This is a genomic window from Nonomuraea sp. PA05, from assembly GCF_008086045.1.
Classification (GTDB): Bacteria; Actinomycetota; Actinomycetes; order Streptosporangiales; family Streptosporangiaceae; genus Nonomuraea; species Nonomuraea monospora.
In genome coordinates this window covers 47,329-68,631 of the sequence record NZ_VSEY01000016.1, presented here as the reverse complement: position 1 = coordinate 68,631, position 21,303 = coordinate 47,329, and the positions used below count along the sequence as shown (strand labels likewise).

Annotated in this window: 16 protein-coding genes; 5 read left to right on the top strand and 11 right to left on the bottom strand. The window is 72.0% G+C overall.

Annotated features, from left to right (window positions below; translation table 11 throughout):
* The first annotated feature begins 74 nt into the window (after positions 1 to 74).
* Entirely contained in the window at positions 75 to 2,072 is a 1,998-nt protein-coding gene (locus tag FXF51_RS24960) for a glycosyltransferase family 2 protein (RefSeq protein ID WP_148437088.1), read from the top strand.
* Here the strand turns inward: FXF51_RS24960 and FXF51_RS24955 are convergent.
* The 5 genes from FXF51_RS24955 to FXF51_RS24935 are packed head-to-tail and all read right to left on the bottom strand — an operon-like array spanning position 2,057 to position 8,205.
* The gene (locus FXF51_RS24955; RefSeq protein WP_148437087.1) at positions 2,057 to 3,208 is read right to left on the bottom strand and encodes a tannase/feruloyl esterase family alpha/beta hydrolase; all 1,152 of its coding nucleotides are present in this window, start codon (positions 3,206 to 3,208) and stop codon (positions 2,057 to 2,059) included. The genes FXF51_RS24960 and FXF51_RS24955 overlap by 16 nt on opposite strands.
* Entirely contained in the window at positions 3,209 to 4,210 is a 1,002-nt protein-coding gene (locus tag FXF51_RS24950) for an alpha/beta fold hydrolase (RefSeq protein ID WP_148437086.1), read from the bottom strand.
* Positions 4,207 to 5,481 (bottom strand): MFS transporter, encoded by a 1,275-nt coding sequence (locus FXF51_RS24945; protein ID WP_148437085.1) that lies wholly within the window; start codon positions 5,479 to 5,481, stop codon positions 4,207 to 4,209. The genes FXF51_RS24950 and FXF51_RS24945 overlap by 4 nt, the downstream gene beginning before the upstream one ends.
* A 31-nt stretch (positions 5,482 to 5,512) precedes the next feature.
* Positions 5,513 to 7,453, bottom strand: a complete 1,941-nt coding sequence (locus FXF51_RS24940) for a helix-turn-helix domain-containing protein (protein ID WP_262379810.1) — start codon at positions 7,451 to 7,453, stop codon at positions 5,513 to 5,515.
* Positions 7,453 to 8,205, bottom strand: a complete 753-nt coding sequence (locus FXF51_RS24935; RefSeq protein ID WP_148437084.1) for a 3-hydroxybutyrate dehydrogenase — start codon at positions 8,203 to 8,205, stop codon at positions 7,453 to 7,455. Before FXF51_RS24935 ends, FXF51_RS24940 begins: the two co-directional genes overlap by 1 nt.
* A gap of 240 nt (positions 8,206 to 8,445) precedes the next feature.
* Between FXF51_RS24935 and trpD the strand changes: the two genes are divergently transcribed.
* Positions 8,446 to 9,492 (top strand): anthranilate phosphoribosyltransferase, encoded by a 1,047-nt coding sequence (gene trpD / locus FXF51_RS24930; protein WP_148437083.1) that lies wholly within the window; start codon positions 8,446 to 8,448, stop codon positions 9,490 to 9,492.
* A gap of 1 nt (position 9,493) precedes the next feature.
* On the opposite strand, the gene FXF51_RS24925 is transcribed toward trpD, so the two are convergent.
* From FXF51_RS24925 to FXF51_RS24915, 3 genes are read right to left on the bottom strand one after another with little or no spacing between them, the layout of a single operon-like run.
* Entirely contained in the window at positions 9,494 to 10,879 is a 1,386-nt protein-coding gene (locus FXF51_RS24925; RefSeq protein ID WP_148437082.1) for a class II fumarate hydratase, read from the bottom strand.
* A gap of 55 nt (positions 10,880 to 10,934) precedes the next feature.
* Positions 10,935 to 12,770 (bottom strand): serine/threonine-protein kinase, encoded by a 1,836-nt coding sequence (locus FXF51_RS24920; RefSeq protein WP_148437081.1) that lies wholly within the window; start codon positions 12,768 to 12,770, stop codon positions 10,935 to 10,937.
* Between the two features lie 35 nt (positions 12,771 to 12,805).
* Positions 12,806 to 13,921 (bottom strand): serine/threonine-protein kinase, encoded by a 1,116-nt coding sequence (locus FXF51_RS24915; protein WP_148437080.1) that lies wholly within the window; start codon positions 13,919 to 13,921, stop codon positions 12,806 to 12,808.
* 755 nt (positions 13,922 to 14,676) lie between these two features.
* Here FXF51_RS24915 and FXF51_RS24910 point away from each other — a divergent pair.
* Positions 14,677 to 14,865: a DUF5999 family protein gene (locus tag FXF51_RS24910; protein ID WP_148437079.1), complete on the top strand. Its 189-nt coding sequence runs from the start codon at positions 14,677 to 14,679 to the stop codon at positions 14,863 to 14,865.
* Positions 14,866 to 15,023: 158 nt separating this feature from the next.
* On the opposite strand, the gene FXF51_RS24905 is transcribed toward FXF51_RS24910, so the two are convergent.
* On the bottom strand, positions 15,024 to 16,676 hold the full coding sequence (locus FXF51_RS24905) for a fumarate hydratase (protein WP_148437078.1): 1,653 nt from the start codon (positions 16,674 to 16,676) through the stop codon (positions 15,024 to 15,026).
* Positions 16,677 to 16,731: 55 nt separating this feature from the next.
* Positions 16,732 to 17,607: a DMT family transporter gene (locus FXF51_RS24900; RefSeq protein WP_148437077.1), complete on the bottom strand. Its 876-nt coding sequence runs from the start codon at positions 17,605 to 17,607 to the stop codon at positions 16,732 to 16,734.
* 68 nt (positions 17,608 to 17,675) lie between these two features.
* Here FXF51_RS24900 and FXF51_RS24895 point away from each other — a divergent pair, with 68 nt between their 5' ends.
* On the top strand, positions 17,676 to 19,088 hold the full coding sequence (locus tag FXF51_RS24895) for a PLP-dependent aminotransferase family protein (protein WP_148437076.1): 1,413 nt from the start codon (positions 17,676 to 17,678) through the stop codon (positions 19,086 to 19,088).
* 53 nt (positions 19,089 to 19,141) lie between these two features.
* The gene (locus tag FXF51_RS24890; protein ID WP_148437075.1) at positions 19,142 to 20,080 is read left to right on the top strand and encodes a Gfo/Idh/MocA family oxidoreductase; all 939 of its coding nucleotides are present in this window, start codon (positions 19,142 to 19,144) and stop codon (positions 20,078 to 20,080) included.
* Between the two features lie 11 nt (positions 20,081 to 20,091).
* Here FXF51_RS24890 and FXF51_RS24885 read toward each other — a convergent pair whose 3' ends face one another.
* A complete protein-coding gene (locus FXF51_RS24885) occupies positions 20,092 to 21,252 on the bottom strand; it encodes an MFS transporter (protein WP_148437074.1) in 1,161 nt (386 codons plus the stop codon).
* Positions 21,253 to 21,303: the final 51 nt, after the last annotated feature.

Sequence of the window (21,303 nt, the reverse complement as noted above, 5' to 3'; positions counted from 1 at the left end):
GCAGCGGGTCAACTTTCCTTCCCCAATCGGCAAGCCGTCGCGCCCGATCCTGTATACGGGCGCACGCTGGCCGCATGGGTGTGAAGGTCAGTGTGATCATCAATGTCCACAATCCGGGTGACACAGCCGACGGGTGCATTCGCTCCGCGCTGGACCAGTCGATGCCCCCGGACGAGTACGAAGTGATCGTCGTGGACGACGGCTCCACGGATGGCATCGCCGAGCGCCTGGACACCATCGCGGCCGTTCGCGAGAACGTCCGCGCGCTGCACCTGCCGTACACGGGCTCACCCTCGCGCGCCCGCAACGTCGGCCTGGCCGCAGCCGCCGGCGATTACGTGTACTTCCTGGAGCCGGGAGACCGCCTGGAGCGCGACGCCGTCGAGCGCATGCACGACAGGGCCGTGGAGGCCGACGCGGACGTGCTGGTCGGCCGCCTGATCCGCGACTACGGCCCGCCGATGACCGCCTTCGGGCGCAGCACCGGCCGCGCCGACATCCTGCGCGACCGGCTGCTCACCCTGCTCCACCCGGAGCAGCTCTACCGGCGCGCCTTCCTGGAGGAGCACGAGCTGGGCTTCGCCGTGCCAGGCGGGAGGATGGGGGAGCAGGCGTTCGTGCTGCGCGCCTACCTGCACGCCAAGGTCATCGCGGTGCTGGCCGAGCACGTCTGCTGCCACCTCGGGGAGCGTCCGGGCGCCGAGGAGGAGCCGCGGGCGATCGTCAAGGAGCTGCACAAGCTGCTCGACGACATCGACACCTACGTGGGCGAGGGGCGCCAGCGCGACCGCATGTACGCGTACTGGCTGCGGTACGCCGTCCTGCGGCCCCTGCTGACCAGCAAGTTCGCCGACTCGTCCGTCGACCGCGGCATGCACTTCCGCGTCGTGCAGAAGCTCGTGGAGCAGCGCTTCCCCGAGCACCTCGACACCCACCTGCCGGTGCACCTGCGCGTCGTGGCCGCCTACGTCCGGATGGGCAGGCTCGACCAGATCGTGCTCATGTCGAACTCCTCCAGGCGCGCGGGCCTGCGCGCCGACCTGACCGAGGTGCGCTGGGACGCGCACGTCCTGGTGCTCGGGCTGACCGCCGAGGTGCTGGCGGGCGACGGCTCGCCCGACAGGTACCAGGTGGACGGCGACAGCCTGCACTGGATCCCGCCGCGCTCGCTGGAGACCAGGAAGCTGCCCGCCGACGTCACCGACATCACCAAGGACGTCGAGCGGGCCCGCCTGGAGCTGTACGTGCGCCACACCGAGACGGGCGTCGTGCACTTCCTGCCGCTCACCCAGCACGTCGAGCGCGTCCCGGCGGGCCGCCGCCGGGTCCGGGTGCGCATCCAGGCCGAGACCCGGCTGGACATCACCAAGGCGGCCCTGGGCGAGCCGCTGCGGCCCGGCCACTGGGAGGTGCACGTGCGCATGTTCAGCGGCGCCAACCAGGCCAGGATCCGCGTCAGCCACCCCGACGGCCCGCTCAACTGCCTCGGCGTGCTGGCCCAGCGGCCCAGGATGCGGCTGGTGGTGCCGTGCTGGAGCGACTCCGGCGAGCTGGGGCTGGCCGTGGAGCCGCGCTCGTTCTCCGAGTCGATCAAGCTGGTGTCGCCCGGCGTGGTGATCAAGCATCTCGGCCGGTACCTGTACGTCGTGCTGCCCGTCCCGTACGTGCCGCCGAGCGGCGGCCCGCCGCTGGAGCTGGTCATGCGCAGCACCGGCAGGCGCGCCCGCGAGGTGAGCGCGCCCGCCCTGGTCGAGGCCGGGGTGCCGGGCAGGCTCGCCGGCCAGCTCGTGGCCAAGGTGCCGATCAAGCGCGTGCTGCCCAGCGCCGAGCACCTCGGGCCTGGCGGCTGGCTGTGCTCACTGCGCTCACCCGACGAGGAGGTGGGGCTGCGGTTCGCACTGGACATGCGCAGGGGCAGGATCGAGACGCGGCCGGCCGCCGCCGTCGATCCCGAGCGCCGCTCACCCATGGGCCGCGACACCGCGCTGCACCGGCTCGGCCGCAGGCTGCCCGGCGCGCGGCACATCGTGCGTCTGGCGCGCGCGGGCAGGCACCGCTATCTCCTGGACTGAACCCAGCCCTCCAGCTCCGCAAAAGCGCTCCTGAAGGCCGGGAGGACGGGCTTGAGCTTGTCGGGGTAGAGGTCCACGAGGCTGTCGAGGTGGTTGCCGCCCTCGATCCGGTGGTAGCGGAACGGGCGGTGCGGGCCGACCATCTTGGCGTACACGTCGGAGTCGCGGGAGATCGGCAGCAGCGTGTCGAGCGTGCCGTGCAGGGTGATCAGCGGCTTGGTGATCCTGCCGGTCAGCGCGATCTTCGCGACGGCGGCGTACGGCTTGCGCTCGTCGTAGTCGTAGTCCGCCGCGGCGCCCTGGTAGGACGGGTCCAGCTCCTTCTGGTAGAGCTGCTGGGTGAGCTCCCAGTAGTACTGCCGGTGGAACGGCCACAGGAACTCCGAGCCCGCCGCGAACCCGGCCGCCCGCACCCCGGCCTCGTCCGGGTACGCCTTCAGCGCGGGCGGCAGGAAGTTCAGCAGGTTGTCGCCCTTGACCCGCCAGAGGGTGCCCTCCCAGTCCACGCCGCCGTCGTACAGGCCGCCGCGGTTCTCCAGCTGCCACCGCACCAGGTAGCCGCCGTTGGAGATGCCCGCGGCGAACGTGCGCTCGGGCTTCCTGCCGTACCGCTGCCTGACCACGGCCTTGGCGGCGACGGTGAGCTGGGTGACGCGGTGGTTCCACTCGGCGATGGCGTCGCCGGGGCGGCGGCCGTCCTCGTGGAAGTTCACGCCCACGTTGCCCTTGTCGGTGGAGGCGAACGCGTACCCCTTCGACAGCACCCAGTCGGAGATCGTGAAGTCGTTGGCGTACTGCTCCCTGTTGCCGGGGGTGCCGGCGACGACCAGGCCGCCGTTCCACTTCTCCGGCAGCCTGATGACGAACTGGGAGTCGTGGTTCCAGCCGTGCGTGGCGTTGCCGGTGGAGGTGTCGGGGAAGTAGCCGTCGATCTGGAGGCCGGGCACGCCGGTGGGGTTGACCGTGGCGGCCGAGTGCAGCCCGGCCCAGTCGGCGGGGTCGGTGTGGCCGGTCTTCGCGGTGCCGGCCGTGGTCAGGTCGTCGAGCGCGGCGATCTCGGCGTGCTCGGCGCCGGGGACCGTGAGCCCGCTCGCGGGTGTCAGCAAGCTCGCCACGAGCGTGAGCGCGACCAGCATCTACGCCTCCTTCAGGTGCTCGGCCAGCAGGCGGGCGAACTGTTCCGGGTGCTCCAGGTGCGGGCTGTGGCCGCAGTCGTCCAGCACGGCCTCGCGGTACGGGCCGTAGCGCTCCAGCACGGCCCTGGTCTGGCTCACCATGGGCTGGGCGGGCGTGCCGGGTGAGCCGGGCACGACGCCGAGCGCGCCCAGGTGCGCCAGGTCGAACAGCGAGGTGTCCGAGACGATCACGTCGTCGGCGCCCCTGATCCACAGGACGGGCGGCTTGGGGTCGATCTCGTGCAGGTCGCCGAGGTGGAAGTGGGTGGGCGCGATGGCGTTGAGCACGCCGGTCTTGCCGGGCGCCACATGGGGCCAGGCGTCCGAGCCGGCGGCCTCGCCCGGGTAGTGGGACTCGCCGACGCGGGTGGTGAGCATGGCGCGGACGTAGAAGTCCTCGTCCGGGACGGGCCGGTTGTTGACGTAGGCCGAGCGGAAGACGCTGCGCGGCGACGTGGGCGACTCATCCGACAGGTCGCCCGCCTGGAGCCGGGCCACGAAATCCGGGTTCGCCGCTCCGGCGCCCGCCCCCGCGCCGTCGGGGTGCGTGAGCCGGCCGCCGAGCCCCTCCGTGCCGCCGAAGCCGTACGGGGAGATCGGGTTGACCAGCGTGACGCTCCCGACGGCGGCCGGGCGGTCGCGCAGGAACTGCAGCACGATGCCGCCGCCCAGGCTCCAGCCCACCAGGTGCACCCGGTCCAAACCGAGCGCCTCGACCAGCTCGATCAGGTCGTCGGAGTAGTCGCGCAGGCCCCTCGTGGCGTCCACAGGGGCCGGGTCCGTGCCGCCGAACCCGCGCAGGTCCACCGCCAGCGGCCGGAACCCGTCGGGCAGCGCGGCCATGGCGTCCCGCCAGAAGGCGGCGGAGGAGACGTTGCCGTGCACGAACAGCACGGGCTCGCCGGTGGTCCTGCCCTCGGCGGTCAGGACGTGCTGGGTGAGTCTCGGCGTGGTGACCTTCATCGCGCGTGGATCCTCTCGGCCAGGTCGCTGCCCCGAGTCTCGCGCGCGGAGTAGACGGAGAACAGGGTCAGCAGCGCCGCCACCCCGAGGTAGGCGGAGATGGGCACGCTGCTGCCGAACTGCTGGAGCAGGGCCACCGCGATGATCGGCGCCAGCGCGCCCGCCACGATCGCCGAGAGCTGCGCGCCGATGGAGACCCCGGTGTAGCGCGACCTGGTGCCGAACAGCTCGGAGAAGAAGGCCGCCTGCGGGCCGTACATCATGCCGTGGAACAGCAGGCCGACCGTGACCGCCAGGGTGATCGCCAGGAAGTTGCCGGTGTCCACCAGCGGGAAGAACGCGAAGATCCACACACCGATGCCGGCGGCGCCCGCCAGGTAGATCGGGCGGCGGCCGAGCCGGTCGGACAGCGCGCCCCACAGCGGGATCGTCACGAAGTGGATGCCCGAGGAGATCAGCACCGCGGTCAGCACGGTCGAGTTGTCGATGCCGGTCTGCTTGGCGTAGGTGATCACGAAGACGGTCAGCAGGTAGAACGAGATGTTCTCCGCCAGGCGGGCGCCGATCGCGACGAGCACGTCCTTGGAGTGGTGCCGCAGCACCACGACGATCGGGGGCCGCAGCTCCGGCGGGGCCTGCTTGAAGACCGGCGACTCGCTGATCGACAGCCGGATCCACAGGCCGATCAGCACCAGCACGCCCGACAGCAGGAACGGCACCCGCCACCCCCACGCCAGGAACGCCTCGTCCGACTGCCAGGCGGCCAGCGCCGCCAGCACGCCGGTGGCCAGCAGGTTCCCGCCGGGGGCGCCGGCCTGCGGCCAGGACGCCCAGAAGCCGCGCCGCGCCGTGTCGCCGTGCTCGGAGACGATCAGCACCGCGCCGCCCCACTCGCCGCCGAGCGCGAAGCCCTGCACCAGCCGCAGCGACGTCAGCAGCAGCGCCGCCGCCGGGCCCAGCGTCTCGTACGTCGGCAGGCAGCCGATCAGGAACGTCGCCGCGCCCATCAGCAGCAGGCTGACGACCAGCAGCGTCTTGCGGCCGATCCGGTCGCCGAAGTGGCCGAAGACCAGGCCGCCGAGCGGGCGGGCGACGAATCCGACGGCGTAGGTGAGGAACGACAGCAGCGTGCCGGTCAGCGGGTCGGACTCGGGGAAGAAGAGCTTGTTGAACACCAGGGCGGCTGCCGAGCCGTACAGGAAGAAGTCGTACCACTCGATGGTGGTGCCGATCAGGCTCGCGGCGACGATCTTCTTGATGGAAGTGGCCATGCCGGTCACCGTAGGTTGTGACCGGGGTCACTCATATGGCGTCGGGTCCCATAGTGTCAGGGGAGGATGTGTGGCCGAGCCGGTGCAGGCGCAGGGCGAGCTGGATCTCCAGCGCCCGCTCAGGCTCCAGCCAGCCCTCGCCGAGCAGCTTCCCGATGCGGTCCAGCCGCTGCGTGACGGTGTTGACGTGGATGTGCATGGTCTCGGCCGTGCGCGACGGTGAGCCGCCGGTGCCGAAGTAGGCGGCCAGCGTGTCCGTCAGGGCGGTGCCCCTGCGGGCGTCGTAGTCGATGACCGCGCCGAGCGTCCTGCCGACGAAGCCGTGCACGTCGCGGCCGTCGCCGACGAGCAGGCCCACGAAGCCCAGCTCGGCCGCGCTCGCGCCGTCACCGGCCCGCCCCAGCGCGATCAGCGCCTCGGCGCACCGCCGCGCGTCCTGGTAGGCGGCGGCCACGTCGTGCGCCACCTGCCCGGCCGCGCTCTGGTCTTGCGCCCCGCGCCCGGCCGAGCCCGGCGGAGGCGGCCCCGCGGCGGGCAGCGCCACGCATGACGCGCCCGCCGTCGCTGGGCTGTGCAGCGACGACGTCAGCTCGCGAGCCACCCGCTGCGCCAGCCCTCCAGGGTCGTCGCCGGGCAGCAGCAGCACGACCTCGTCACCCCGCCCGGCCGCCAGCCCGTGCCGGAGAGTCGCCTGCGACGACGCCCAGAACGCCGCCCGCTCGCGCTGCCCCCCGTGCTTGGCGACCACCACCACGTGCGGCGCGCCCAGGTCCATGCCCAGCCGCCGCGCCCGGTCGGCCAGCCCCGGCGAGCCAGGCCGATAGATCAGGTCGTCGAGCAGCTCGCCCCTGACCCGCCCCTCCGCCTCCGCCACGCTTCTGCGGAACAGCAGCAGCAACGCGCACACCAGCGCCGCCCGCTCCAGGATGCGCTCGTCGGCGTCGTCGCTGCGCAGGATCAGCGTGCACAGCGGCTCGCCGCCCACGTCCACCGACGCGATCAGCAGATCCCCCCTGCGCACGGTGCGCCCCAGCGCCCTGGACGCCTGCGCCGCCTCGAACACCCCGGCGTCCAGCTCGCCCACGTCGCCGCTGATGGCCCGGCCGAGGTCGTCCAGCACGGCCAGCGAGCCGCCCAGCACGTCGGTCACCACGGCCGCCACGTCCTCGATCCCGCCACCGCGCAGCACCAGCGAGGTCATCCTGTCGTGCGCCATGGCGGCCCGCTCCACGGCCTCGCCGTGCTCCCTGGCCGTCCTGTGCGCCTGCGACAGCTCCTCCAGCGCGTTCCTGGTCTCCTGCAACAGCCTGGCGTTGTCGATCGCGACGGCGGCGTGCGCCGCCAGGCTCGCCAGCAGCGACACCTCCTCCTGGTGGAACGGCCTGGCGCTGCGGTTGGCCGCCATCAGCACGCCGATCACCCGCTGCCCCAGCCGCAGCGGCACGCCGAGGATGGCGACCAGGCCCTCCTCCTTGACCGCGTCGTCGATGTGCTCGCGGTGCCGGAACCTGGCGTCGGCGAAGTAGTCGGCCGTCGCGTACGGCACCGCCGTCTGCGCCACCAGCCCGCCCAGCCCGTGCCCCATGGCCAGCCGCAACGCCCGGAACTTGGCCGAGATGGACCCGTCGGTGACCCGCATGTACGTGTCGCCCCGCTCGGGGTCGTGCAACGTCATGTACGCCACGTCGGTGGCCAGGAGCTGCCTGGCCCGGTGCACGATGGCCTCCAGCACGGCGTCGAGGTCGCGCAGCGCCGCCAGGTCGCCGGCCGTGTCGTACAGCGCCGACAGCTCCGCCTCGCGCCTGGCCCGCCGTTTCAGCAGGTCGCGCACCTTCAGCGCCTCGACCTTGGCGCGCTCCAGCTCCTCGATCGCCGCCGCGTCCGCCCCGGCGGCCCTGGCCTGGATGATCGGCCCCTCGAACTCGACGGCGGAGGCCTCCCGTGCCAGCAGTTCGAGGAAGCGGGTGCTCACTATCGGGCCGTCCAGCCGCCGTCCACCGGCAACGACACGCCCGTGACGAACGATCCGGCGGGCCCGCACAGGTACGCGACCAGCTCGGCCACCTCCTCGGGCTCGATCAGCCGTTTGATCGCGGCAGGCGCCAGCATGATGTCACGCACGACCTCCTCCGCTGCGATGCCGTGCACCTTGGCCTGGTCGGCGATCTGCGCCTCGACCAGCCCGGTGCGCACGTACGCGGGGCAGACGCAGACAGAGGTCACCCCGTGCGGCGCCCCTTCGAGCGCCACCACCTTGGACAAGCCCTCCAGCCCGTGCTTGGCCGTCGTGTACGCCGACTTGTACGGCGAGGCCCGCAGCCCGTGCACCGAGGAGATGTTCACGAACCGGCCCCAGCCCCTGGCGTACATGCCGGGCAGCACCCGGCGCGCGATCAGGAACGGCGCCTCGACCATCACCCTGAGCATGGTGGCGAACACCTCGGGCGGGAACTCCTCGATCGGCGCCACGTGCTGGAACCCGGCGTTGTTCACCACGATGTCCACCGGCTCGTCGGGCAGCGCCGCCACGAAGCCGGGATCGCTCAGGTCGGCCACCACGGCGGTGCCGCCCACCTCGGCGGCCACCTTCTCCGCGGACTCCGCCCGCAGGTCCACGACCAGCACCCTGGCCCCCGCCGCGGCCAGCCGCCGGGCGCACGCGGCCCCGATGCCGGCCCCGGCCCCCGTCACCAGCGCGGTGCGCCCCGTCAGCTCCTTCGCCATACTTCGACAGGTTATGCGGTGTGTGCCGCGCCAAGCATGGGTGCGGGCGACATAGCTGGATGGCTCCCTATGTGGATCAAGGGCGTCTGCTAAGGTGAGGGCATGATCGCGTACTCGTCCCAGTGGTGGCCCGCCTCCTAGGCGGACCTCTGGCGATACGCGCACGGCCGCCTCGACGAGGCGGCCGTCACCGTTGCAGTGGGTGCCCCCCGTCGAGCACAGACGACAGAAGGGGCACTCATGACCACCACCTGGCCACGGATCCTCACCACGCTGCTCGACGGCGCCTCGCTCACCGCGCGTGAGGCCGGCTGGGCGATGGACCAGATCATGTCCGGCCTGGCCACCGACGCCCAGATCGCCGCCTTCGCCGTCGCGCTGCGCGCCAAGGGCGAGACCGTGGCGGAGGTGGCGGGGCTCGCCGACGGCATGCTGGCCAAGGCCTCGGCGATCCGGGTGCCAGGCGACCCGGTCGACCTGGTCGGCACCGGCGGCGACCGCGCCAACACCGTGAACGTCTCCACCATGGCCGCCGTCGTGACCGCCGCAGCCGGAGCCAAGGTGGTCAAGCACGGCAGCCGGGCCGCCTCCTCCATGGCGGGCTCCGCCGACGTGCTGGAGGAGCTCGGCGTGGTCATCGACCTGCCGCCCGCCGACGTGGTGCGCGTCGCCGACGAGGTCGGGATCACGTTCTGCTTCGCCGCCACCTTCAACCCGGCGCTGAGACGCACCTCGCAGCCGCGCCGCGAGCTGGGCGTCCCCACCGTCTTCAACTTCCTCGGCCCGCTCACCAACCCCGCCCTGCCGCCCGCACAGGCCGTCGGCGTCTACCACCCGACCATGGCGCCGATCATGGCGGGCGTGCTGGCCGAGCGCGGCTGCTCCGCGCTCGTCTTCAGGGGCGACGACGGGCTCGACGAGCTGACGACCTGCGGCCCCTCCACGATCTGGGTGGTACGCAGGGGACGGGTCACGCAGACCGGATTCGACCCGCTCGACCTGTCGATCCCCCGCGCCACGCCTGAGGACCTGCGCGGCGGCGACGCCCGGCACAACGCCGCCGTGGCCCGCGCCGTGCTCTCCGGCGAGCAGGGGCCCGTGCGCGAGATCGTCCTGCTGAACGCCGCCGCCGCCCTGGTGGCCGCCGACGGGACGCCGCCGGCGGCCGAGCTGGTGCCCGCGCTGAGCGCCGGCTACAAGCGGGCCGCCGACGCCGTCGACTCCGGCGCGGCGCTGTCCCTGCTCACTCGCTGGGCCCACGCCACGCGGACGGTCAGGGCCCAGTAGATCAAGGCCGGGTCATGGACAGGACGTCGAGAGCCGCGTCGAGCTGCTCCTCGGTGAGCTTGCCGTCGGCCACGTGGCCGCGCTCGATGACCACCTCCCTGATCGTCTTGCGCTCCGCCAGGGCCTGCTTGGCGATCTTCGCCGCCTCCTCGTAGCCGACGTACTTGTTGAGCGGGGTGACGATCGACGGGGACGACTCGGCGTACTCACGCAGGCGCTCGACGTTCGCCGTGATGCCGGAGACACAGCGGTCGGCGAGCAGGCGCGAGACGTTCGCCAGCAGCCTGATCGACTCCAGGATGTTGCGCGCGATCACCGGGAGCTGCACGTTCAGCTCGAAGGTGCCCGACGCGCCGGCGAACGTGATCGCCGCGTCGTTCCCGATCACCTGGGCCGCGACCATGGCCGTGGCCTCGGGGATCACCGGGTTGACCTTGCCCGGCATGATCGACGAGCCCGGCTGCAGGTCCGGCAGGTTGATCTCGCCGAGCCCCGCGCGCGGCCCCGACCCCATCCACCGCAGGTCGTTGGCGATCTTCATGAGCGACACCGCGACCACCTTGAGCTGCCCCGACAGCTCCACGATGGAGTCCTGCGCGCCCTGCGCCTCGAAGTGGTCGGCCGCCTCCTGGAACGCGATGCCGGTCGCCTCACGCAGCTTGGCGATCGCCTCCTGGGCGAAGCCCGGCGGCGTGTTGATGCCCGTGCCCACGGCCGTGCCGCCCAGCGGCAGCTCCAGCACGTGCTCCAGAGCCGCCGAGACGCGCACCACGCCGTGCTCGACCTGCGTGGCGTACCCGCCGAACTCCTGGCCCAGTGTCACCGGCGTCGCGTCCATGAGGTGCGTGCGCCCCGACTTCACCACGCCGTCGAACTCGATCGCCTTCTCCCGCAGCGCCTCCGCCAGATGCCGCAGCGAGGGCAGCAGGTGGAAGGTCACCTCGGTGGCCGCCGCCACGTGGATCGAGGTCGGGAACACGTCGTTGGACGACTGCGAGGCGTTCACGTGGTCGTTCGGATGCACGGGGCTGCCCAGCCGCTCCTCCGCCAGCGTCGCGATCACCTCGTTGGCGTTCATGTTGGACGAGGTGCCCGAGCCGGTCTGGAAGACGTCGATCGGGAAGTCGCCGTCGTGCTCGTTCTCCGCGACGTCGGCGGCGGCCTGCGCGATCGCCTCGGCCATGTCCTTGTCGATCACGCCCAGCTCGCCGTTGACCTCGGCCGCCACCGCCTTGATCAGACCCAGCGCGGCGATGTGCGACGGCTCCAGCGGCCGGCCCGAGATCGGGAAATTCTCCACTGCCCGCTGGGTCTGCGCACGCCACTTGGCGCCGGCCGGCACGCGTACCTCGCCCATCGAGTCATGTTCGATCCGGAACTCACTCATGACTTCCAGTCTGACCCACGGCGCGCGCTCCGGCCGGGAGGCACCCCCTGCCGCGTCAGCTCGAGAACAGGGCCACGATGAGCACCGCGATCACCACGGCGGCCGCGGCGGCCACCGCCATGAGCACCAGCATGCCGTTGCGGTTGCCCGCCGGGGGCTTCTCCGGCTGGCCCGCGATCGCGAACAGATCCGTGCCCAGGCCGTGCCCGCCCATCTGCGGGCCGTTCTGAGCGCCCTGCCGGGGTGGGCCCGACGGGGGTTGCTGCTGCTGGGGCTGGCCCGCCGGAGGCGCGGGGACCGGGTAGACCTGCTGGCCGGGGGAGCCCTTCGGGATGCGGGTCGTCGCGTTCGAGCCCTCGTCGGCGAGGCGCTGCTGAGGTTCCTGGGTCGCGGGGAACGGGCCCTTGGGGCGGGCGATGCTCACCGTGCGTTCCGGGTCGTAGTCGCCTTCCGGGGCGTTCGGCCCGGTGGGACGGCCCTGCGCGTAGCCGCCGCCGGCGGTCTGCGGCACCGTGGGGGCGTTCGGCCCGTGCGCCTGGCCCTGCTGGCCGGGTGCGGCCTGCGGTCCTATGGGAGCGCCCGGTCGAGGCTGCGGGCCTGTGGGAGCGCCCGGTCGGGGCCGCGGGCCAGGTTGAGGCTGCGGTCCTGTGGGGGCGCCCGGTCCAGACTGCGGTCCTGCGGGGGCACCCGGCCGAGGCTGCGGGCCTGTGGGAGCGCCCGATCCAGGCTGCTGTTCCGAGGGAGCGCCCGGTCCCGGCGTGGGGCCCTGCGCGGCGGGCGGTCGCTGTCCGGGCGGGCCGTAGGCGGCGGGCGGGCCGTTGAAGGCGTTCGGGCCGGTGGGCGACTGAGGGCCGCTCACGCCCTGCATCGCGTGACCCACCGCCGGAGCACCAGGACCCTGGCCGGGAGCGCCGGGCCCCTGCGTGGGAGCGCCGTAAGGCGGCTGCCCCACCGGACCGCGCCCCCCGGGCCCACCAGGCTCAGGGTTCTGCGGAGCGGCGAACGGATCGGGCATTGCGGCCTCCTGCGCCATAAGAGCCTCGGCCGTCAGCACCGGCATCTCGCTCGTCGGGGTGTCGGCGACCATGCGCAGCAGGGTCTCCGCCTTGGCAGCGCTGAGCCGCTGCCGGTAGTCCTTGTTCAGCAGCCCGTTCAGCACCGGCCGCAGCTGGCCCGCCTGCGTGGGCGGGTCGGCGTTCTCGGTGAGCAGCGCCGCCAGCGTCTCGGCGATCGTGGACCGCTCGTACGCGGGCCGCCCCTCGACGGCGAAGTAGAGCGTGGCGCCGAGTGACCAGAGGTCGGACTCGGGGCCGGTGTACTCACCCCTGGCACGTTCCGGCGCGGTGTACCCGGGCGAGCCGATCACCATGCCGGTCTTCGTCAGCCGGGAGTCGCCCTCGGCCTTGGCGATGCCGAAGTCGGTCAGCACCACGCGCCCGCTCTCGGTGATGAGCACGTTGCCCGGCTTGACGTCGCGGTGGGTGATGCCCTGGACGTGCGCCGCGCGCAGCGCCCCGAGCAGGTCGACGCCGATCTCGGCCACCAGCCGCGGCGGCAGCGGCCCCTCCTCCTCGATCACCTGCTCCAGCGATCGGGCCTCGATCAGCTCCATGATGATCCACGGGCTGTTGTCCTGGATCAGCACGTCGTGGATGGAGGCGACCGACGGGTGGTTGATCCGCGAGGCGATGCGGCCCTCGCGCACCATACGTTCGCGCAGCTCGGTCCGCTGTTCCTCGGTGAGACCCGAGTCCTGGCGGATTTCCTTGACCGCCACCTCGCGCCCGAGCGCGCGGTCGCGGGCTCGCCACACGGTGCCCATCGTGCCCCGCCCGAGCGGGGTGATGAGCTCGTAGCGCTCCGCGAGCAGGCGTGTCTGCTGTTCCGGCATGAGAAGAAGATATCGATTCTCGCTTGGGAAGTGCTTTACCCTCGCTTGCGAAGTTCTCTTGGCCAGAACCGCCGAGGAAGACACAACTTTATCACCGTCGCTTTGAAACGGGCATAAGCCGACGGCGCGGGGCGCGCTTCCACGCGCTTCCTGTGCACGCCCTCGCCGGGTTTACGCTCCTGCCGGGGCGAGGGCACGTTCACGGCGCCCGCCGGCGGGTCGGCCCTGTGCAGCCCGCGGTGCGCGGGCCTGCGCACGAAAGGGGGCTGTGGCAGGGGGATCGGCGAGGCGGGGCGCGCGGGCCTGCGCGGGGTCAGCGGCTCCTCGGCGGAGCCGCCCGCGGCGACCCTGGTCAGCATGAGCGAGGCGCGCACGGAGTCGAGCCTGGTCGCGGGGTCGATCCGCAGCAGCGCGTCGAGGATGGGCGCCAGCGGGCCCGCCTTGGTCATCGGGATCGGCTCGCCGCTGGTCAGGGCCGCGAGCGCGGCGGCGGCCGTACGCCTGCCGTGCAGGCCCCTGCCCTCGACGGCGGTGTAGAGGGTCGCGCCGAGCGACCACAGGTCGGCGGCGGGGCTGGCCTTCGAGCCGAGCACGCGCTCTGGAGCGATGTATCCGGCCGACCCGAGAACGATGCCCGCCTGGGTGATGGAAACATCACCTTCGAGCGCGGCCAGGCCGAAGTCGGTGAGCACCGCGCGGTCCTCGGTCACCAGCACGTTGCTGGGCTTCACGTCGCGGTGCAGGATGCCCTTGGCGTGCACGGCGCGCAGCGCGCCCAGGATCTGCCGGCCGATCTCGGCGGCCTTGCGCGGGTGGAGCGGTCCTTCCTCCTGGATGAGCTGTTCGAGCGACTTGGCCCGCAGCAGCTCCATCACGATCCACGGCCGGTCGTCCTCCGTGACCACGTCGAAGACGGTGATCACCGAGGGGTGCGCGACCATCGCGGTCGCCCGGCCCTCGCGCTCGGTGCGCGCGCACAGCTCGGCGCGCAGCTCCTCGTCGAGCACGGACGGCAACCGCACTTCCTTGACCGCCACGTCGCGGTCGAGGAGTTCGTCATGTGCCCGCCAAACGGTGCCCATGCCGCCGCGACCAACCGGCTCCACGAGCCGATAGCGCGCGGCGAGTAGGTAACCGGAGGGCGCACGCATGCCAGGCAGCTTACCTATTTGCGTAAACCGACCAGTAGAGGCGGGGCCGATAATTTGTTGCGAACTTAAGTCAACCCGCCTGACTCGTCACGTCAGCAAACCTCCTGGCCGCATCCTCCCGGTTGAGACCCCGTGGTTTCTCGTCGTGCTCCCCGGTCGGACGCCGCGATACCGAAGGTAGTACGCGCGCCTCCGTCCCGTCGACCCCGTGGGACACCGGGATCGCGTCCGGCACCGCTCGGCCCGATATTTACCGCGCGGCGCCCTACGCGCCCGGCGGCCCGCGCAGGGCCGTGGACCGGCTTGTCCCGCGCGACCACTCAATGTACGTTTTCGCAGCTCATCGGGCCTATGTGCCCATCGGCACAACGGCTTGCCGAATATTTGTGCATGATGCCTGGTAGGGGACATTCAGGCGTACGGCAGGCTGACTGACAGGAAGCACGGGGAGCCGTCAGCGACTTGTAAGGGTGCCGTAAGGGGACGGGGGCATGGTTAGGACCAGGAAAGAAGGCGGGCTCCTCGCCGGCGGTCATCCACGAAAGTGTCGGTGACGAACGTCAGACTGAGAGCAGAACGCCCGAGGTCCCACCGATGAAGTCAGACCACTAAGGACGTGATGAGGATGCGCCAGACCCAGGTTCGCCGCCGGCCGAAGAAGCCGACCAGAGCCGCACTGGACCTCCGCACACCGTCAGGGCGCACGCTGCCCTTTTGAAGATCCGCAACCCGGAGCGCAATCTGAGAGGTGCGCCATGTGCAGTCACAACCCCGTTTGCCCCAGTGCCGACTCCCTCGACCGTGAGCGGTCGCACGTGATCTCGGCCCATCCCGACCAGGGCTGGAGCCTTCTCTGCAACGGCGTCGTGCTGTTCGACGACACCGGTCTGCTGTTGCCCGACGGCAGCGTCGTGGCGCCGCATCGGGCCCCGGTGGCCGCGTGAGCACCTCCCGGGTCACCGGGCCCGGCACGGGGCGAGACGCGCCGGCGACCGGCGCGCCCGATCCCGCCGTCCTTCCCGCCCGCGTGGCCGTCCGGCCCGCGCGCCTGGGCGCCTGACTCCCGGCGCCCAGCCCCCCGCCTCACGGCGCGGGTGTCACCTCAGCGCCGGCCGATCGTGAGCGCAGGGCCGGTCCTGTCGGTGAAGAAGTCGTCCCCCTTGTCGTCCACGACGATGAACGCGGGGAAGTCCACGACCTCGATCTTCCACACCGCCTCCATCCCCAGCTCGGGATACTCCAGCACCTCCACCTTCTTGATGCAGTCCTGCGCCAGCCGCGCCGCGGGCCCGCCGATGGAGCCCAGGTAGAAGCCGCCATACTGCTGGCAGGCCTCGGTGACCTGCTTGGACCGGTTGCCTTTGGCCAGCATCACCATCGAGCCGCCCGCCGCCTGGAAGCGCGCCACGTACGAGTCCATCCGCCCCGCCGTCGTCGGCCCGAACGAGCCTGAGGCGTAGCCCTCCGGCGTCTTGGCGGGACCTGCGTAGTAGACGGCGTGGTCCTTGAGGTACTGGGGCATCTCGCCGCCGTCGTCCAGCAACTCGGCGATCTTGGCGTGCGCGATGTCGCGGGCGACGACCAGCGGGCCGGTGAGCGACAGGCGGGTCTTGACCGGGTACTTGCTCAGCTCGGCGAGGATCTCCGGCATCGGGCGGTTGAGGTCGATCGAGACGACGTCGTCGGAGAGGTGCTCGTCGGTGGTGTCGGGCAGGAAGCGGGCCGGATCGGTCTCCAGCTTCTCCAGGAACACCCCCTCCGGCGTGATCTTGGCGAGGGCCTGGCGGTCGGCGGAGCAGGAGACGGCGATGGCGACCGGGCAGGAGGCGCCGTGCCGGGGCAGGCGGATGACACGCACGTCGTGGCAGAAGTACTTGCCGCCGAACTGCGCCCCGATGCCCAGCTTCTGCGTCAGCTCGAAGACCTTGGCCTCCATCTCCAGGTCCCTGAAACCGTGCCCGGACGGGGAGCCCTCGGTGGGGATCGAGTCGAGGTAGCGGGCGCTGGCGTACTTGGCGGTCTTGAGGGCGTACTCGGCGGAGGTGCCGCCCACGACGATGGCCAGGTGGTACGGCGGGCAGGCCGCCGTGCCGAGCGAGCGGATCTTCTCCTCCAGGAAGGCCATCATGCGCTTCTCGTTGAGCACGGCCTTGGTCTCCTGGTACAGGAACGACTTGTTGGCCGACCCGCCGCCCTTGGCCATGAACAGCAGCTTGTACTCGTCGGGGTGCCCGTTCGGGTCCTCGGCGTACAGCTCGACCTGGGCCGGGAGGTTGTCGCCCGTGTTCTTCTCCTCCCACATGGTCAGCGGGGCCATCTGGGAGTAGCGCAGGTTGAGCTTGGTGTAGGCGTCGTAGACGCCGCGCGAGACGTGCTCGGCGTCCCGCCCGTCGGTGAGCACGTGCCGGCCGCGCTTGCCCATGACGATGGCGGTGCCGGTGTCCTGGCACATGGGCAGCACGCCGCCGGCCGAGATGGAGGCGTTCTTCAGCAGGTCGAGGGCGACGAAGCGGTCGTTGCCGCTGGACTCGGGGTCATCGACGATCTTCCGGAGCTGGGCGAGGTGCGAGGCGCGCAGGAAGTGGGAGATGTCGTGCACGGCCGTCTCGGTGAGCAGGCGCAGCGCCTCGGGGTCGACTTCGAGGAACGTACGCCCGGCCGCCTCGACCTTCCGCACCCCCTCCGAGGTGATCAGCCGGTATTCCGTCTCGTCGGCTCCAAGCGGCAGCAGGTCGGTGTAGTCGAACTCGCCCATGTCCATCCTTTCGGTCGCTCAAGAGATTACGCGCACCGAACGGAGGGGATGGCCGTCAGGCCTCGGACGGCCGTACCGCCGCCTTGGCTCCCGAGCGTTCCGCGCTCAGGCCGATCAGGATGCCGGTGACCACCAGCCCCGCGCCGAGAAGGTCGTACGTCGTGGGCATGGCCACCCCCAGAACCGCGCCCGTGACGATGGCCGCGACCGGGATCAGCCCCGCGAACAGCCCGGCCCGCCCTGGCCCGAGCTTGGGCAGCGAGTTGTACCAGAGGAAGAACGCCACCACGGTCACCACGACCGCCAGATAGGCGAACCCGAGCGTCTCGGGGAGCGTCGGCACCCTGAGCATGCCCGTCCCCGCGTCGAGCAGCCCGACCACGGCCAGCATGGGCACGGCCAGCGTCGTCGAGTACGCCGACACCCGGATCGGCCCCAGCTTCGGCAGCAGGGGGATGGCCAGCAGGGAGAAGCTGATCTCGCCCACCAGCGCGCCCAGCGCCCACAGCAGGCCCTCCGGGGTGCCGCTGCCGAGTCCCGTGGCCAGCGTCGCGCCCGCCACCACCACGCCGGCCCCGATCAGCAGCCGGGGCGCCGGCCTGCCGCCCGCCAGCGCCAGGGCCAGCGGCACGGTGCCGAGCACGGTGCCGACCAGCGCGGGGCCTGAGGCGCGGGTGGACTCCACCACGCACACGTTGAAGAACACCAGGCCCAGCAGCGTCAGCCCGAGCAGGCAGAGCGTCTCGCGCCAGGTCATGCGGACGAACCGCAGGCCCAGCACTCTCGTTATGACAAGCAGGATGACCGAAGCCACGAGATACCGAACCGCCTGGCCGCCGTATATGGGGTATGCGCCGACGAGCCCGGAGACTCCGGCCAGCGTTCCGACCAGGAACATGGCGGCGGCGGCGCCCACAATGCCGTTTCTCATGCGAAGGATGCTAGGGAGACAATGGTTCGCACAAACAGTCCAATGCCCCAGCGGGAGACAGGACCAATATGGCCGACCTCCATATCTCGATAAATCGTGGGAAGGGGGGCATTGCCGGGCAGATCGCGTCCGAGCTGCGTGAATCCATCCGCGGCGGGCGGCTCACGCCGGGCACCCGCCTGCCCGCCACCCGCGACCTCGCCACCGACCTCCAGGTCTCCAGGGGAGTGGTCGTGGAGGCGTACGAGCAACTGGTCGCCGAGGGCTTCCTGGTCTCCAGGGTGGGCGTCGGCACCCAGGTCACCCCCAAGAACGCCGCCCGCGCCGCCCCCGCGCCGCGCGACTCCGTCCGTCCCCGGCCCGCGCCGGCCCGCCGGGCGCCCGGCGCCCAGGCGGTCCCCCCGTACTACGGTCATCGCCCTACCTCCCCCGACCTGGGCCACTTCCCCCGTGAACGCTGGCTCGCGGCCGTCAGGCATGTCCTGACCACCGTACCCTCGGACGCCCTCGATTACGGGGACCCCGGCGGCGTGCCTGAGCTGCGGGAAGAGCTGGCCGCCTACCTCAGGCGGGTCAGAGCCGCCGATGTGCGCCCCGAGCAGCTCGTCATCGTGGGCGGCGTGGCGCAGGGGCTGAGCCTGGCCCTGCACGTGCTGACCCAGCAGCGCGTGCTGCGGCTGGCCGTCGAGGACCCGACCAGCCACCGCCAGGTGCCGCTGCTGCGGCGGGCCGGCGCGCACCTGGTGCCGGTGCCGGTGGACGAGCAGGGCCTCGACGTGCGCAAGCTGTCGGGCGACGCCGTGCTGGTGACGCCCGCCCACCAGTTCCCGACCGGCGTGGTGCTCTCGCCGCCGCGCCGCGCCGCGCTGATGGAGTGGGCGTACGCGGGCCGCCGGATCGTCCTGGAGGACGACTACGACGCCGAGTTCCGCTTCGACCGCGACCCCGTCGGCTGCTTGCAGGGCCTGGCGCCCGACCGGGTGATCCTGTCGGGCAGCGTGAGCAAGGCCCTGGCTCCCGGCCTCCGGCTCGGCTGGGTGGCCGCCCCGCCAGGCCTGGCCGAGGCCATCCGCCGGGCGCGCGGCGAGCTCGACCTGGGCTCCCCGGTGATCGAGCAGTACGCGCTGGCCCACTTCCTGCGCACCGGCGGCTACGACAAGCACCTGCGGCGGATGCGCAGGGAGTACCGCCGCCGCCGCGATGCCCTGGTCGCGGCGCTGGCCGCGGACCTGCCCCAGATCAGGGTCAAGGGCATCGAGGCGGGGCTGCACGTGTACCTGGAGCTGCCGCCGGACTGGAACGAGGGGCGCACGGTGGCGGCGGCCCGCGTGCTGGGCATGTCGGCCGAGCCGGTGGGGCCGATGCGGGACCTGCCGGGGCCGCCGGCCGTGGTGGTGGGGTTCGCGCGGCTGCCCGCGCACAAGGCGGCCGAGGCCGTGCGCGGATTGAAGGTCCGCATGTCAGGACAAACCATTGACTGAGGGAGAAACGCTCGCTTAGAAAGAAAGCCTGATCGGGCGAAGGGGAGGGCGCCATGCGTGTGGGACTGCTGGGGCTGGGCAGGATCGGCGCCTTCCACGCCGCGACCCTGGCCGGGCATCCGCTGGTGGACGAGCTGATCGTGAGCGATCCCGTACGCAGCTCGCCGCACGGCGCTCCCGGCGACCCCTTCGAGGCCGACGCCGTGGTCATCGCCACCCCGACCAGCACCCACGCGGAGCTGATCATGAAGGCGTGCCGGCTGGGCGTCCCGGCCTTCTGCGAGAAGCCGGTGGCGGGCACGGTGGGCGACACGGTCAAGGTGCTGGAGGCGCGGGCGGGCAACCGGGTGCAGATCGGGTTCCAGCGCAGGTTCGACCCGGGCTACGTGGCGGCGGCGCACGCGCTGCGGGCCGGTGAGCTGGGAGAGCTGCACCGCGTGCACCTCGTCACGGCCGACCCCGCGCCGCCGCCCGCCGCCTACATCCCGCTGTCCGGCGGGCTCTTCCGCGACTGCCACATCCACGACTTCGACATCCTGCGCTGGGTGACCGGCCGTGAGGTGGTGTCGGTCTACGCGCGGGGCGCCAACCGCGGCGCCGCGTTCTTCGCCGAGGCGGGCGACGTGGACAACAGCGCCGCGCTCCTGATGCTGGACGACGGCACGCTGGCCACCCTCCAGGGCTCGCGGTACAACGGCGGCGGGTACGACGTGCGCATGGAGCTGGCGGGCACCCGGCGCACCCAGGCGGTCGGCCTCGGCCCGCGCGCTCCTCTGCACAGCGCCGAGGGGCTGCCCGGCGTCGAGTCGCCATGGCCGGACTTCGTGGCCCGCTTCGAGACCGCCTACCGGGCCGAGCTCGACGCCTTCCTGCGGGGCGGCGAGAGCCCGTGCTCGATCGAGGACGCGCTGGAGGCGCTGTACGTGGCCGAGGCCGCCGACCTTTCGCTGCGTGAGGGCCGTCCCGTCGAGGTGGCCGAAGTCCGGCGCTAGGGGACTGTCGCTCAGGTGGTGGCCGTGGAGCGCTTGGGCTCGAAGCCGGGGGCCAGGGCGATGATCGCGGCGGCCAGCACCAGCGGCGCGGCGAACGCCACCCGCATCCCCGCGGCGTCGGCGATCCCGCCCACCAGCGCGGCCCCCACGATGAAGCCGACGTAGTTGAAGAGGTTCACCCGGGCGATCGCCACCCCGGTGCCCGCCGGGTCCAGCTTGCCCGCCGCCGAGAACGACTGCGGCGCCACCACCGACAATCCCACGCCCGTGAGCCCGAACGCGAGGATGCCCAGCGGCTGCGTCGGGGCCAGGACCACGCCGAGGAACCCGATCGTGGCGATCACCCCGCCGATCCTGACGATGGCGGCGGGGCCGTACCGCCGCACGGCGAAGTCGCCGCCGAGCCGGACGGCCAGCGTGGTGGCCTGGTAGGCGGCGTAGGCCAGCGGGATCACGGCGGGGCTCGCGCCGAGCACGTCCTTCATGTAGACGGTGTTGAAGTTCGACACGGCGGCGTCGCCGACGTACAGGAAGCCCATGGCCAGGCAGAGCGGGATGATCGGCCGCCACGGGAAGCGGCCGGTGACGGGCGCGCCCGCGGCCTCGACCTTCTCCTCCTCGCGCGTGCACAGGTCGCGCCCGGCGTAGAGCGAGCCGGCCACCGCGAGGACCATGGGCACGCTCATGATCACCGGCAGCGGCAGCCCCGCGGCACCGGACGCCCACAGCGCCGCGGCCAGGCTGAACACGCTCCACACGCAGTGGAACCCGTTCAGCACCTCCACGCCGTACCTGCGCTCGACGGCCACCCCCTGCATGTTCATGCCCGCGTCCACCGCGCCCACCGCCACCCCGAACAGGAGCAGCACCGGCAGCAGCAGCGGCACGTTCGGCGCGAGTCCGGCCAGCATCACGGCGAGGGCCACCACCGGCTGGGCGATGCGCAACAGCGGCTTGCTGCCGAAGCGGGCGGCGAACGAGCCCGCCGCCACGCTGCCGACACCGGCGAACACCGGCACGACCAGGAGCAACAGCGTGAGCGAGCCCTCGTCGAGCTGGTGTTTGGCCTGGAGGTTCGCGACCTGGATGAGCAACGAGGCGAAGGACAGGCCCTGGACGGCGTAGACGACGTACGTGGCGACACGGGCCTGGCGATCACGCGCGGACGGCACAACGGCCTCCTGATCGGGGGGGGAATCAAACGTGAGGCGCGGTCAGGTTAA